Here is a 14,147-nt window from a genome sequence, read left to right on the forward strand (position 1 = left end):
CTCAGGGCAGCTCCGGCCGGAAGGTGCGACGGTACGCGAGCGGGGGCAGCCCCACCGCCACGGACAGGTGCTGGCGCAGTGACGCGCTGGTGCCGAAGCCCGCCGCAGCAGCGACCCGGTCGACGGGCAGGTCGGTCGTCTCGAGGAGGTGCCGGGCGCGGTCGACCCGAGCGCGAGCGAGCCAGGAGCCGGCTGTCTCGCCCGTCTCCTCACGGAAGCGCCGGGTGAAGGTGCGCACGCTGGTCCCGGCGTGACGCGCCATGTCGGTCAGGGCGATCGGCTCGTCGAGGTGCTCCAGCACCCAGGCCCGGGTCGGACCGGTGCCGGCATCCGTCTCGTCGGGCACCGGGCGGTCGATGAACTGCGCCTGGCCGCCGGCGCGCCACGGGGCCACGACGGCGCCGCGAGCGACCCGGTTGGCGGCCTCGGTGCCGAGGTCCGAGCGCAGCACATGCAGCAGCAGGTCGATGCCGGCGGCGTTGCCGGCCGACGTGAGCACGTCACCGTGGTCGACGTAGAGCACGTCGGCGTTCAGTCGCACTCGCGGGAAGTGCCGCCGGAAAGCATCGGCGTGACACCAGTGCGTCGTCGCCTCGCGCCCGTCGAGCTTGCCGAGGGCCGCGAGGACGAACGCGCCGGTGCAGATCGACAGCCAGCGCGCGTCCGGACGCGCCGTCGCGGCGAGGGTGCGGAGCTCGTCGGGCAGGCTGCCGGTGGCGACGATGTCACCGTTGATGCCAGGCACGACGACCGTGTCCGCGCGGGCGAGCTCGGTGTTCGGGTGGGTCGGCAGGACGGCATACCCCGCCGAGGTCGTGACGGGTCCGTCATCGAGCGTCACCAGGTGCACGTCGTACGGGGCGTGCGCGCCCGTGGCCGGCCCGGGCCAGCCGGGGTCGAGCGCGTTCGCGCGCAGGAAGCGGTGGGGCAGGCCGACCTCGAAGGCGACCGCCGTGTCGAGGGCCAGGACCACCACGAGATGGGGACGGCCGGGCTCGTGTCGCATGGCCAGATCCTTGCACATCACGTCCATCCGGCCACTCGTTCGACCGGCTGCGCATGCCGCAGGATGGGCCCGTGAGCCTCACGGACCGACACTCCGCCGCCGACCCGACCGTCCCCGACGGATCGCTGCCCTCCGCCCGCCGACACCGCATCCACCCCGCGTGGTGGGTTGCGGTCGTCACGTTCCTGACCATCATCGGGGCCGCCGGCTTCCGGTCGACCCCCGGCGTCCTCATGACCCCCTTGCACGACGAGTTCGGCTGGCCCATGGGCGTCATCGGGGGTGCGGTCTCGGTCAACCTCGTCCTCTTCGGGCTGGCGGCGCCCTTCTCCGCAGCCCTCATGGAGCGCCTCGGCATCCAGCGCGTCATCGCGGTGGCGCTCGTCCTCGTCAGCGCCGGGTCGCTGCTGCCGATCTGGATGACCCGGTCCTGGCAGCTCGTCCTGTGCTGGGGCGTCGTCGTGGGCCTCGGTACCGGCGCCATGTCGATGGGCCTGGTCGCCACCGTCACGGGACGCTGGTTCGTCCAACGGCGCGGGCTCGTGACCGGCATCCTCACCGCCGCCGGAGCCACCGGCCAGCTGGTCTTCCTGCCCGTGCTCGCCTGGCTCGCCGCCCACCACGGCTGGCGCAGCGCGGCCGTCGTCACGGCAGGTGCGGCGATGAGCGTCGTCCCGCTCGTGCTCTGGAAGCTGCACGACCACCCCAGCGACCTCGGCCTGACCGCCTACGGCGCGCCCGCCGGGACGTCGGTGACCCGTCCGCCACGGCCCACCGGCCACCCGGCACGCCTTGCCGTCGACACGCTGCGGCACGCCGCCCGCACCCGGGTGTTCTGGCTACTCGCCGGCAGCTTCGCCGTGTGCGGCGCCTCGACCAACGGCCTCGTCGGCACCCACTTCATCCCCGCCGCGCACGACCACGGCATGCCGACGACCACGGCGGCGAGCCTGCTCGCGCTCGTCGGTGTCTTCGACGTGGCAGGGACGATCTTCTCGGGCTGGTTGACCGACCGGGTCGACCCCCGGGTCCTGCTCGCGGCGTACTACACGCTCCGCGGCGGTTCGCTGTTCCTGCTCCCGTCCCTGTTCAGCGACTCGATGCACGTCAACATGCTCGCCTTCGTCCTCTTCTACGGGCTCGACTGGGTCGCGACGGTGCCGCCGACGATCGCCCTGTGCCGCAGCGCCTACGGCGAGCGGGCACCGATCGTCTTCGGCTGGGTCTTCGCGTCGCACCAGCTCGGGGCGGCCGCCGCAGCGCTCGGCGCCGGGCTCGTGCGTGACCACCTCGGCGCCTACACCCTCGCCTGGTACGTGGCCGGCGCGCTCTGTCTCGCGGCGGCTGCCATGTGCGTCGCGATCACTGCCGCTCGCCTGTCAGATGCGTCACCTCGGCGCACGGACGCTGGCGCGCCCGACGCCGCGGCGGCACAGTGAGCCCATGAGCGACGGCGCTGCGACGGCATACCAGGGCATCTACGACGCGAGCCTGCGGGACCCGGAGACCTTCTGGCGGGACGCGGCGGCCGGCATCGACTGGGTGACGCCGCCCCGTCGCATCCTCGACGACTCGCGGCCGCCGTTCTACCGGTGGTACCCCGATGCCGAGCTCAACGTCTGCCACAACGCCCTGGACCGCCACGTCCTCGCCGGGCGGGGCGAGCAGGCGGCGATCCACTACGACTCGCCCGTGACGGGGACGAAGTCGACGCTCACGTATGCCGACCTGCTCGACCGCGTGTCGCGCTTCGCCGGTGCCCTCGAGGGTCTGGGTGTCGAGAAGGGCGACCGGGTCGTCATCTACATGCCGATGGTGCCGGAGGCGGTCGTCGCGATGCTCGCGTGCGCGCGCCTCGGCGCCGTGCACTCCGTCGTCTTCGGCGGCTTCGCCCCCCAGGAGCTCGCCGCACGCATCGAGGACGCCGAGCCCAAGGTCGTCGTCTCCGCGAGCTGCGGGGTCGAGCCGTCCCGCGTCGTCGAGTACAAGCCGATGCTCGACGAGGCCCTCCGGCGCAGCAGCCACAAGCCGGAGTCGGTCATCGTCCTGCAGCGCGAGCAGTCGCCGGCGGCGGTGGGTGAGCGCGACACCGACTGGGAGGAGATGACCTGGGACGAGGTCTACGCCGATGCGCCCGCGGCGGACTGCGTCACGGTGGCGGCAACCGACCCGCTCTACATTCTCTACACCTCGGGCACGACCGGGAAGCCCAAGGGGATCTACCGCGACAGCGGTGGCTACGCCGTCGCCCTTCGCTGGTCGATGGCCAACCTCTACGACGTCGCGCCGGGGGAGACGATGTTCACCGCCAGTGACGTCGGCTGGGTCGTCGGGCACTCCTACATCGTCTATGCCCCGCTGCTGACCGGGGCGACGACGGTTCTCTACGAGGGCAAGCCGGTCGGCACGCCGGATGCCGGCGCGTTCTGGCGGGTCATCGAGGAGTACCAGGCGGTGTGCCTCTTCACTGCGCCGACGGCATTCCGCGCCATCAAGAAGGAGGACTCGACGGCGTCCAAGGTGGCCGAGCACGACCTCTCTCACTTCCGCGCGCTCTTCCTCGCGGGGGAGCGGCTCGACCCGGACACCTACGAGTGGGCGTCCGCGGCTCTGGGCAAGCCCGTCATCGACAACTGGTGGCAGACCGAGACCGGGTGGCCGATCGCCAGCAACCCCAAAGGGATCGAGCTGCTCCCGATCAAGCCGGGGTCACCCACGGTCGCCGTTCCGGGCTACGACGTGCAGGTGCTCGACGGCAGCGGTGAGCCGGTCGCCCCGGGGATCGAGGGCGCGATCTGCATCAAGCTGCCGATGCCGCCCGGCACGCTGCCCACGCTCTGGCGCGACGACGACCGCTACGTCAGCTCCTACCTCTCGGCATACACCGGCTACTACCTCACCGGTGACGGCGGCTACCTCGACGAGGACGGCTACCTGTACGTGATGGGCCGCACCGACGACGTGCTCAACGTCGCCGGTCACCGTCTGTCGACGGGGTCGCTGGAGGCGGCGCTCGCCGGCCACGAGGCGGTCGCCGAGTGCGCCGTCATCGGCGTGCACGACGACCTCAAGGGCCAGGTCCCGCGCGCGCTGGTCGTGCTCAAGTCGGGCATCGATGCCGACGGCGACGGCGACCGCATCAAGCGCGAGCTCGTCGCCCGGGTGCGTTCGGAGGTGGGGCCGGTCGCCGCCCTGCACCAGGTCGACATCGTCGGGGCATTGCCCAAGACGCGTTCGGGGAAGATCCTGCGCAAGACGATGCGCGAGCTGGCCGACGGGCACACGCCGGCGGTGCCCGCGACGATCGAGGACCCCGCGGTCCTCGAGACGCTGACGCCGGTCCTGCGCGCCCCATCCGCCTGACCGCCGCCGCCTCCAGCGCCACGGCGCACTTCCACGGGGGGTTCCGGCCCGGGATCCCCGCCCGAAAGTGCGCCACGGCGCATGTCCACGGAGGTTCCGGCCCGGGATCGGCCTGAAAGTGCGCCACGGCGCGCGCGTGTGCTGCGGGGCGACCTGATCAGCGAGCAGGTGGGGCGAGGAGGGGAAGCACCCCGTCGATGGAGTCGACGAGGTGGATCGCCTGGGCCATGGGGCGGCCCGCAGCGATCGCCGTGAGGGCCGGCCACACCGGCATGCGCTCGGTCCAGTGCTCCCGTCCGACGAGCACGAGCGGCGGGAGCGGCGCCCCCTCCGCGGCGTAGAAGAGCGGTGTCACGGCCTGGAAGATCTCCTGCACCGTGCCGGCGGCGCCGTCGAGCACGACGATGCCGGCGTTGGACCGCGCCAGCAGGCCCTCCTCGCGGATCGCGTTGGAGAAGTACTTCGCGATGACGTCGCAGAAGACGTTGGGCGGCTCGTGCCCGTAGAACCAGGTGGGGATGCCGAGGGAGCGTGCGCTCGGCCCCAACGTCTCCGACGGCGGCTGCGGCTCGTCCCCGACGACGGCTCGACGCACTGCCAGGCCCGTCCTGGCCCACGCGGTGACGTCGGACCGGAAGCCCGGCACTGCGGCGAGGTGGCCCAGCGCCTCCTCCAGCGCCTCGTGGGTGCGACACAGGGCCCCGAGGTTGGCGGCCTCCATGGCGCCGGGTCCGCCGCCCGTCGCGACGAGGTGCCCCTCCTCGGCGAGCCGGTGACCGAGGCCCGCGGCTCGTGCGTATGCCGCCGAGTCCCTTTGCAGCGCGTGCCCGCCCATGATCCCGACCACCGAGCGGCCGAAGACGAACTCGTCCAGCTCGTCGGTGACGGAGTCGTCGTGGATGGCGCGGACGAGGGTGCAGTACGCGTCGGTGCGCAGGCGCGCGTCGACGAACCACGCGTACGTCCTGGCGTCGCACGTGTGCGCGTAACCGTTCTCGAGACCGTCGTAGAGGTCGGTGGCGAGGTAGAGCCCCCGCCAGGGGTCCACCGGCGTGTCGGCGATGCCGGGGAAGAGGATGGCGCCGCGTGCCAGCAGCAGCTCGGCGACGCCCAGGGGGACGGTGCCGCCGAGGACGACGAGGCCGGTGAGGTCGCCGCGCGCCGCCAGCTGCTCTCCGTAGCCGGTGAGGTCGAGGTCCTGCAGCCGGAGCCCGCGCAGGCTCGCGCCTGAGGCGAGGTGGTCGTCCAGCTCGTCGAGCGTCTCGATCTCCATGCCGTCATCCTGCCCGGCCGTCGCTGCCACGATGCGGACCCGGCCATCGTCGCGAACCGTGCCGCTGCAAGGATCTGGCCCATGGTCGGGGTGCTGGAGGGGTTCGCGACGATCGCGGTCATCGTCGCCGTCGGCTGGGTGCTCGCCGATCGCCGGGTGCTCGACGACTCGGCCCAGGTCAACCTCTCCCGGCTGGCGTTCTATGTCGCCTCACCGGCGCTGCTGCTCACCGTCATGCAACGCACCCCGCTCGACGCCGTGCTGTCGGCCAACCTCGTGACGTCGCTGGCCGCCTTCGTCCTCGTCGTGGCCGTCTACGTGGTGGTCGCCCGGTTGCGTTGGGCCGCAGGGTCGCTCGGCTCACAGTTGATCGGGAGCCTCTCGGCCGCCTACGTCAACGCGGGCAACCTCGGGATCCCGATCGCGCTCTACGTCCTCGGGGACGTCGCGTGGGTCGCCCCGACGCTGCTCATGCAGCTGCTGCTCATCACGCCGGTCTACATGGCGCTCTTCGACAGCGATGCGCGGGGTGAGCGGCCGACGCTCGGGCGCAGCCTGGGCCGGATGTTCCGCAACCCGATCACGCTCGGCGCCGTCGCGGGCCTGCTCATCGCGGTGTTCGGCATCCACCTGCCGCGCTTCGTCGCGGCCCCGATCGACCTGCTCGGTGCGATGGCCGTGCCCTCGATGCTCGTCGCGTTCGGCATCTCGCTGCGCCGCGGCCCGCGCCCGGCGACCGGCCGCTCGGCCGGGCACGTGTGGACCATCGTCGCCCTCAAGACGGTCCTGATGCCGGCCATCGCGCTGGGCATCGGCCTGGCGCTCGGGCTGCGGGGGCAGGCCCTCTTCGCCGTCGTCGTGACGGCGGCGCTGCCCACCGCGCAGAACATCTTCACGTATGCCGTCCGCTACCGCCGCGAGGTGAATCTCGCTCGCGACGTCATCTTCGTGAGCACCTTCGCGTCCGTGCCCGTCATCCTCGTCATCGCAGCGCTCTTCCACGGTTTCGCCGGAGTCTGAACGCACACAGGGCCGCGAGCTCGGCTCGAGTCCTGTGTCGACGCGGAGCCGAGTGGGGAGGCGCGTCATCCCCAGTTGGCGGCCTGGGTGAGGCAGAAGGGATGGCCGCTCGGGTCGAGCAGCACCCGCCACGTCTCACCGGGCTGCGCGTCGGGGAGGGTGGCGCCGGCTGCGACGCAGTCCGCAGCGGCCGACTCGAGGTCGTCGACGGCCAGGTCGAGGTGGAACTGCTTGGTGCCGTGCTCGTTCGGCCACGTGGGCGGCTCGTGGTCGTCGACCAGCCCGATGCCGAGCGCGCTCCCGGCCGGACCTGTCAGCATGGCGTACTCGTCCTGGGCGTGAGCCACCTCCCAGCCGAGGACGGTCGACCAGAAGGCGGCGTCGCGCCTGGGGTCGGAGCTGTCGAGGGTGATCATCTTCAGGGCGGCGATGGCCATGGGGGGCGCCTTTCGTCGGAGGACGGTGACACCCCCAGCGTCGCCGCTGTCCGCAGGTCCGTCTTGGACAATCCCGACAACGACCGGCCGCCGACCACGGGCCCTGCCTCAGAAGTCGCCGAAGTCGCCCCCGCCGAAGTCCCCGCCGCCGAAGTCCCCGTAGTCGCCGCCACCGTAGTCGCCGCCACCGAAGTCGCCGAAGTCGGAGCCACCGGCCACGTCGGAGCCGCCGCCGACGTCGGCCCCGTCGCTGAAGCTGCCGGCACCACCGGAGTCGCCGGCGTCCGCGGCACCGGAGTCACCCGAGTCACCCGAGTCACCCGAGTCACCCGAACTGGAGTCGCCGGTGTCGCCCATCTCGTGCGCCTCGGGCGAGGAGTCGAAGCCGTCGAGCATCATGTCGGCGAGGGCCGAGCCCACCACCACGCCGGCGATGGTCCCGAGCATGGACCCGGCGAACATGCCGCCCATGCCCATGCCGCCCATCCCACCCATGCCACCGAAACGGCCGCCGGCGAAGGCGCCCTGGAGGTAGCCGGGCCGGTACATCTCGGCGCGGGTCGCGCTGCGTGCGAGGTCGGCCGGCTCGTCGCTGCGCGGGCGCTCGCCCTGCGGCAGGTCCTCGGTCAGGCGCTGCAGGACCATCTGGCGCTGCTCGGGGGAGAGCTTGGCGAACGCCTCGGTGTGGACGCGCTCGATGTCCTCCGGGTCGGCGGTGCGCAGGAGGTACTTGTAGCGGGCGATCGCGCGCTCGTCCTCGCTCGACGCGCCGCCGCGGGGCGGCGGGACGGCATACGGCTGCCCGGTGGGCGGCTGCTGGGGCTGCTGTGGGCGTTGCTGCTGCAGCGGCTCACGGCCCAGCAGCCGGTCGAGGAATCCCATGGTCGTGCTCCTTGTGCGTCGGCGTCGCAGTCACCCCCCACCTACCCCAACGAACGCCCGGGCCCAGCGTTCCGAAGGTGCGCTCCTCAGGATTCCGCGGCTCGAGAGCACGAAGCCACCCGCGAACGGGTGGCTTCGTGGCCTGCGCGCCCACGGCATACGCAGGCACTGGGCACTCGGTCAGAGGTGGTTCTCGGCCTCGACGAGGACCGACCGGAGGCGGGACTCGATGTCGTCGAACTGCTCGGGCCCCATGATCAGCGGCGGAGCGAGCTGGATGACCGGGTCGCCGCGGTCGTCCGCGCGGCAGTAGAGCCCGGCGTCGAAGAGCGCCTTGGACAGGAAGCCGCGCAGCAGGCGCTCGGACTCCGCGTCGTTGAACGTCTCGCGGGTGGCCTTGTCCTTGACGAGCTCGATGCCGTAGAAGTAGCCGGCACCGCGTACGTCCCCGACGAGCGGGAGGTCGAGCAGCTTGTCGAGGGTCGCCTTGAAGACGGGGGCGTTGGTCTTGACGCGGTCGTTGAGGCCCTCCCGCTCGAAGATGTCGAGGTTGGCCATGGCGACGGCCGCGGAGACCGGGTGGCCACCGAAGGTGTAGCCGTGCGGGAAGTAGGTGGTCCCGTGCTTGAACGGCTCGAAGAGGCGGTCGCTCGCGATCATCGCCCCGATGGGGGAGTAGCCGCTCGTCATGCCCTTGGCGCAGGTGATGATGTCGGGCACGTAGCCGAAGTCGTCGCACGCGAACATCGAGCCGATGCGGCCGAAGGAGCAGATGACCTCGTCGGAGACCAGGAGCACGTCGTACTCGTCGCAGATCTCGCGGACCCGCTCGAAGTAGCCGGCCGGCGGCGGGAAGCAGCCGCCGGAGTTCTGCACCGGCTCGAGGAAGACGGCGGCGACCGTGTCGGGGCCCTCGAACTCGATGGCCTCGGCGATGCGGTCGGCGGCCCAGCGCCCGAACGCCTTCTCGTCGTCGCGCAGGTGCTCCGGTGCGCGGTACATGTTGGTGTTGGGCACCTTGTGCGCCCCCGGCACGAGCGGCTCGAACATCTCCTTGGCCGCGGGGATGCCGGTGATCGACAGGGCGCCCTGCGGGGTGCCGTGGTAGGCGACGGCGCGGGAGATGACCTTGTGCTTGGTCGGCTTGCCGGTCAGCTTGTAGTACTGCTTGGCGAGCTTCCAGGCCGTCTCGACGGCCTCGCCGCCACCGGTGGTGAAGAAGACGCGGTTGAGGTCGCCCGGCGCGTGGCTCGCCAGGCGCTCCGCCAGCTCGATCGCCCTGGGGTGCGCGTAGCTCCAGAGCGGGAAGAAGGCGAGCTCCTTGGCCTGCTTGGCCGCTGCCTCGGCCAGCTCCTCGCGGCCGTGACCGGCCTGGACGACGAAGAGGCCCGCGAGCCCGTCGATGTACTCGTTGCCGCGGTCGTCCCAGATCTTCCAGCCCTGGCCCCTGGTGATGATGGGGACCGAGTGGCCGAGGCCACCCGCCTCCTTCTCCTCGAACACCGAGTGGCGCGTGAAGTGCATCCACAGGTGGTCCCGGGCCGCCTCCGAGTGGAGGGCACCCGTGGGCGTCCTCGTGTCGGAGCTGGGTTCCCAGATCTGGTTCGGGTTGATGCTCATCGTGTACCCCAGTTGTAGAGCTGTTTGTTGAGTTTCAGGTAGACGAACGTCTCGGTGGCCGTGACGCCGGGGAGGGCCCGGATCCGGGTTGTGAGCAGCTCGAGCAGGTGGTTGTCGTTCTCGCAGACGACCTCGGCCAGCACGTCGAAGCTGCCCGCCGTCGTGACGACGTAGGCCACCTCCTCCATGCCGGACAGGGCGTCCGCGACCGGTGTGATGTCACCGGACACGCGCAGCCCGACCATCGCCTGGCGCTGGAAGCCCACCTGCAGCGGGTCCGTCACCGCGACGATCTGCATGACGTCGGCGTCGAGGAGCCGTTGCACGCGCTGGCGCACGGCGGCCTCGGACAGGCCCACCTGCTGGGCGATCGACGCATACGACTTGCGGCCGTCGTGCTGGAGGAGCTCGATGATGGTCTTGCTCACCTCGTCCAGGTTGACCGAGGGTTTCCTGTGCCCGTCGCTCCCGTTGTTCGCAACGCCTCGGATGGTCGTCATGCGCCGATACTGACCTGTGGAACACGATGTTGGCAAGTGCCGCCACAACGGATTCCGAAGATTTATCTCAACAACCCTTCCTGATTGCGAAGGTCTGTGTTTAGCATTCCGGCATGACTTCCCAGCCGCGCCAGCTCCGCAACTTCATCGGTGGCCAGTACGTCGACCCCGAGACCGACGCGACCACGGACATCGTCGATCCCTCGACCGCCCAGGTGGTCGCCAAGGCCCCCGTCAGCTCGCAGTCCGACGTCGACATGGCGTATGCCGCCGCCGCCAGGGCCTTCGAGACGTGGGGCGACACGACGCCCAGCGAACGGCAGTCCGCGCTCCTGAAGTTCGCCGACGCGATCGAGGCCCGCGCCGACGACTTCATCCGTCTCGAGTCCGAGAACACCGGCAAGCCGCACGCCCTCACCGAGAGCGAGGAGGTGCCGCCGATGCTCGACCAGCTGCGGTTCTTCGCCGGCGCGGCCCGGGTGCTCGAGGGCAAGTCGGCGGGGGAGTACATGAAGGGCCACACCTCCTTCGTGCGCCGCGAGCCGATCGGCGTCGTCGGCCAGGTGACCCCGTGGAACTACCCGATGATGATGGCGATGTGGAAGATCGCCCCGGCGCTCGCCGCGGGCAACACGATCGTCCTGAAGCCCTCCGACACCACGCCCGAGACCACGCTGCTGCTCGCCGAGCTCGCCTCGGAGTTCCTGCCCGAGGGCACCTTCAACGTCATCACCGGTGACCGCGAGACCGGGCGCATGCTCGTCGAGCACCCCACTCCCGCGCTCGTCGCCATCACCGGCTCCGTGCGGGCCGGCATGCAGGTGGCAGAGAGCGCCTCGCGCGACCTCAAGCGCGTGCACCTCGAGCTCGGCGGCAAGGCACCGGTCGTCGTCTTCGACGACGCCGACCTCGAGGCCGCGGTCGAGGGCATCGCGGTCGGCGGCTACTTCAACGCCGGCCAGGACTGCACCGCGGCCACGCGGGTGCTCGCCGGCCCGCGCATCCACGACGACTTCGTCGCCGCGCTCGCCGACTACGCCAAGGGCTCCGCCAAGGTCGGTATGCCGGACGACGCCGACGCACTCTTCGGCCCGGTCAACAACCCGAACCAGGTGGCGCACGTCTCGGGCATGATCGACCGCCTGCCCGACCACGCCCAGGTCGTCGCCGGCGGCCACCGTGCCGACGGGCTCGGTGAGGGCTACTTCTTCGAGCCCACCGTGCTCGCCGGACTGCGCCAGGACGACGAGCAGATTCAGAGCGAGATCTTCGGCCCCGTCATCACCGTGCAGCAGTTCACCGACGAGAACGAGGCGCTGGCCTGGGCCAACGGCGTGCAGTACGGCCTGGCCTCGTCCGTGTGGACCAGGGATTTCGGCCGCGCCATGCGGATGAGCCGCAAGCTCGACTTCGGCTGCGTTTGGATCAACACGCACATCCCGATCGTTGCCGAGATGCCGCACGGCGGCTTCAAGCACTCCGGCTACGGCAAGGACCTGTCCATGTACGGCCTCGAGGACTACACGCGCATCAAGCACGTCATGGCCAACATCGAGTCCTGACCGGTGTCGGCGGCCCACCCGCCCCGTCACCCACCAGCAGCACCGACCAGCACCACCCGGGTCAGCGTCGATTCCTCCACAACGGCCCCCTCGATCCCTGGAGTCACTGACATGAACGACAAGAGCTTCGACACCGGCGACCCGCACCTGCGGGCCGCCCTGATGCGCGGGCTGGTGTCGCGCCGCTCGGCCATGATGGGAGCCGCCGGCGTCGGCGCAGCCGCTTTCCTCGCGGCGTGTGGCTCGGCGGGCAAGAACCCGTCGACCGGGGCTGGAGGCAGCGGCACGGCCGCGGCCAAGACGGCAGCCGCCGCCAAGGACATGTCCGACACCGAGAAGGTCGTCAACTGGTCCAACTGGCCGGCGTACATCGACGTGAACGACAAGACCAAGGCCCGGCCCACCCTCGATGCCTTCACCAAGGAGACGGGCATCAAGGTCAACTACACCGAGGACTACAACGACAACGACGAGTTCTACGCCAAGGTCCGCCCGCTGCTCGAGGCCGGCAGCGACACCGGCCGCGACGTGTGGTGCAGCACCGACTGGATGGTGGCCCGGCTCATCCGCAACGGCTACGTCCAGAAGCTGGACCTCGCAAACATCCCCAATCACACGAACCTCGAGGACTCCCTGAAGCAGGTCACGTTCGACCCCGGCCGTCTCTACTCCCTCCCCTGGCAGAGCGGCTTCGCCGGTATCGCCTTCAACCCGAAGGCAACCGGTGGGAAGAAGATCGAGTCCGTCGACCAGCTGCTCACCGACCCGAGCCTCAAGGGCAAGGTCACGCTGCTCACCGAGATGCGCGACACGGTCGGCCTCGTGCTGATGGCGATGGGCAAGAGGATCGACAGCTTCACCGACGCCGACTTCGACGCCGCCATCGCCGAGCTGCAGAAGGCCAAGGACGCGGGTCAGATCAAGGGCTTCACCGGCAACGACTACACCAAGCCGCTCGCATCGGGCGACACCGCCGCCTGCTTCGCCTGGACCGGGGACGTCGTGCAGCTGCGGGCCGACAACCCCAGCCTGGGCTACACGCTCCCGCAGACCGGGTGCACGCTGTGGTCCGACAACTTCGTCATCCCGGCGCTGGCCAAGCACAAGAAGAACGCCGAGCGCCTCATCAACTACTACTACGACCCGAAGGTGATGGCCCAGGTCGTCGACTACGTCAACTACATCTCCGTGGTCAAGGGCACCAAGGAGGTGCTCGACAAGCTGGACCCGACCGTGTCCTCGAACCAGCTGATCTTCCCGTCGGCCGACACGATGTCGCGGGCGCAGGTCTTCCGCGGCCTCACCGCCGCCGAGGAGACCAAGTACAACAAGAAGTTCCAGGCGCTGGTGACCGGCTGATGGCCGAGCGCACGAGCGGTGACCTCGTCCTCTCCGGTGTCACGAGGACCTACGACACGTTCACCGCGGTCGACAACATCGACCTGACCATCCCGCAGGGCTCGTTCTTCGCCCTCCTCGGGCCCTCGGGCTGCGGCAAGACGACCACACTGCGCATGGTCGCCGGCCTCGAGCAGCCGACGGTGGGCACCATCTCCATCGGCGGCCGGGACATCACCTCGACCAAGCCCTACCAGCGCAACGTCAACACGGTCTTCCAGAACTACGCCCTCTTCCCGCACCTCGACATCCTCGAGAACGTGTCGTTCGGCCTCAAGCGCCGGGGCGTCCGGGACTGGAAGGCCAAGGCCATGGAGGCGCTGGAGCTGGTCGAGCTCGCGCAGGTGGCGCGCAAGAAGCCGACCCAGCTCTCGGGTGGCATGCAGCAACGCGTCGCCCTGGCGCGTGCCGTGGTCAACCGCCCCGACGTCCTGCTGCTGGACGAGCCGCTCGGCGCGCTCGACCTCAAGCTGCGCCGCCAGATGCAGATCGAGCTCAAGCGCATCCAGCAGGAGGTCGGCCTGACGTTCGTGCACGTCACCCACGACCAGGAGGAGGCCATGACCATGGCCGACACGATCGCGGTGATGAACGCCGGGCGCCTCCAGCAGGTCGGCGACCCCGGCACGCTCTACGAGAAGCCGGAGTCGACCTTCGCGGCGAACTTCCTCGGGCAGTCGAACCTCCTCCGGGCCACGGTGAGCAGGGTCACCGGACAGACCGCCTCCCTCGACGTGCACGGCATACCGATGACGCTTCCCGCCTCCTGCCTCCCGGGCAGTGGTGCGGAGTTGTGGCTGGGCATCCGGCCGGAGAAGGTCCGCATCCTCGCCGACTCCGCCGAGACGACAGGCCTCAACACGCTCAAGGGGGAGATCACCGACGTGTCCTTCCTCGGCGTGGCGACGCAGTACCTCGTCGCCATGCCGTGGGGCCGCGAGCTGACCGTGGTCCAGCAGAACGACGGTATGCCGCGTGCTGCCCTCGGCTCAAACGTCACGCTCGGGTGGGTGCCCGAGAACAGCTTCGCGCTCGATGCGTCGCAGGACGCGGACGCCGGGGCCGAGCACGTCGAGGACGAGTGAG

12 protein-coding genes are annotated in these 14,147 nt (G+C 70.4%); 6 read left to right on the top strand and 6 right to left on the bottom strand.

Annotation, left to right across the window (positions count from 1 at the left end; translation table 11 throughout):
- Position 1: 1 nt before the first annotated feature.
- Positions 2–1,006 (bottom strand): GlxA family transcriptional regulator, encoded by a 1,005-nt coding sequence (locus ABD194_RS14595; protein ID WP_343992595.1) that lies wholly within the window; start codon positions 1,004–1,006, stop codon positions 2–4.
- A gap of 71 nt (positions 1,007–1,077) precedes the next feature.
- On the opposite strand from ABD194_RS14595, the gene ABD194_RS14600 reads away from it, so the two are divergent.
- Positions 1,078–2,445 carry an MFS transporter gene (locus tag ABD194_RS14600; protein ID WP_425579990.1) on the top strand — a complete coding sequence of 456 codons (1,368 nt, stop codon included), beginning with the start codon at positions 1,078–1,080 and terminating at the stop codon, positions 2,443–2,445.
- Between the two features lie 4 nt (positions 2,446–2,449).
- The gene (locus ABD194_RS14605; protein ID WP_343992597.1) at positions 2,450–4,369 is read left to right on the top strand and encodes a propionyl-CoA synthetase; all 1,920 of its coding nucleotides are present in this window, start codon (positions 2,450–2,452) and stop codon (positions 4,367–4,369) included.
- Positions 4,370–4,526: 157 nt separating this feature from the next.
- On the opposite strand, the gene ABD194_RS14610 is transcribed toward ABD194_RS14605, so the two are convergent.
- On the bottom strand, positions 4,527–5,642 hold the full coding sequence (locus ABD194_RS14610; RefSeq protein WP_343992599.1) for an LOG family protein: 1,116 nt from the start codon (positions 5,640–5,642) through the stop codon (positions 4,527–4,529).
- Between the two features lie 81 nt (positions 5,643–5,723).
- On the opposite strand from ABD194_RS14610, the gene ABD194_RS14615 reads away from it, so the two are divergent.
- Positions 5,724–6,662 (top strand): AEC family transporter, encoded by a 939-nt coding sequence (locus ABD194_RS14615; protein ID WP_343992601.1) that lies wholly within the window; start codon positions 5,724–5,726, stop codon positions 6,660–6,662.
- 65 nt (positions 6,663–6,727) lie between these two features.
- On the opposite strand, the gene ABD194_RS14620 is transcribed toward ABD194_RS14615, so the two are convergent.
- From ABD194_RS14620 to ABD194_RS14635, 4 genes are all read right to left on the bottom strand, one after another.
- The gene (locus ABD194_RS14620) at positions 6,728–7,099 is read right to left on the bottom strand and encodes a VOC family protein (protein WP_343992603.1); all 372 of its coding nucleotides are present in this window, start codon (positions 7,097–7,099) and stop codon (positions 6,728–6,730) included.
- A 108-nt stretch (positions 7,100–7,207) separates the two neighbouring features.
- On the bottom strand, positions 7,208–7,981 hold the full coding sequence (locus ABD194_RS14625) for a hypothetical protein (protein WP_343992605.1): 774 nt from the start codon (positions 7,979–7,981) through the stop codon (positions 7,208–7,210).
- A gap of 180 nt (positions 7,982–8,161) precedes the next feature.
- Positions 8,162–9,601: an aspartate aminotransferase family protein gene (locus ABD194_RS14630; protein ID WP_343992607.1), complete on the bottom strand. Its 1,440-nt coding sequence runs from the start codon at positions 9,599–9,601 to the stop codon at positions 8,162–8,164.
- Positions 9,598–10,101: an Lrp/AsnC family transcriptional regulator gene (locus ABD194_RS14635; protein WP_343992609.1), complete on the bottom strand. Its 504-nt coding sequence runs from the start codon at positions 10,099–10,101 to the stop codon at positions 9,598–9,600. Before ABD194_RS14635 ends, ABD194_RS14630 begins: the two co-directional genes overlap by 4 nt.
- Before the next feature lie 113 nt (positions 10,102–10,214).
- On the opposite strand from ABD194_RS14635, the gene ABD194_RS14640 reads away from it, so the two are divergent.
- The 3 genes from ABD194_RS14640 to ABD194_RS14650 all read left to right on the top strand — a co-directional run bounded on the left by ABD194_RS14640 (position 10,215) and on the right by ABD194_RS14650 (position 14,146).
- On the top strand, positions 10,215–11,663 hold the full coding sequence (locus ABD194_RS14640; protein ID WP_343992611.1) for a gamma-aminobutyraldehyde dehydrogenase: 1,449 nt from the start codon (positions 10,215–10,217) through the stop codon (positions 11,661–11,663).
- Between the two features lie 111 nt (positions 11,664–11,774).
- Positions 11,775–13,022, top strand: a complete 1,248-nt coding sequence (locus ABD194_RS14645; protein WP_343992613.1) for a polyamine ABC transporter substrate-binding protein — start codon at positions 11,775–11,777, stop codon at positions 13,020–13,022.
- A complete protein-coding gene (locus tag ABD194_RS14650) occupies positions 13,022–14,146 on the top strand; it encodes an ABC transporter ATP-binding protein (RefSeq protein ID WP_343992615.1) in 1,125 nt (374 codons plus the stop codon). Before ABD194_RS14645 ends, ABD194_RS14650 begins: the two co-directional genes overlap by 1 nt.
- The last annotated feature ends 1 nt before the right edge of the window (position 14,147 follow it).

Source organism: Terrabacter terrae (genome assembly GCF_039529575.1).
Classification (GTDB): domain Bacteria; phylum Actinomycetota; class Actinomycetes; order Actinomycetales; family Dermatophilaceae; genus Terrabacter; species Terrabacter terrae.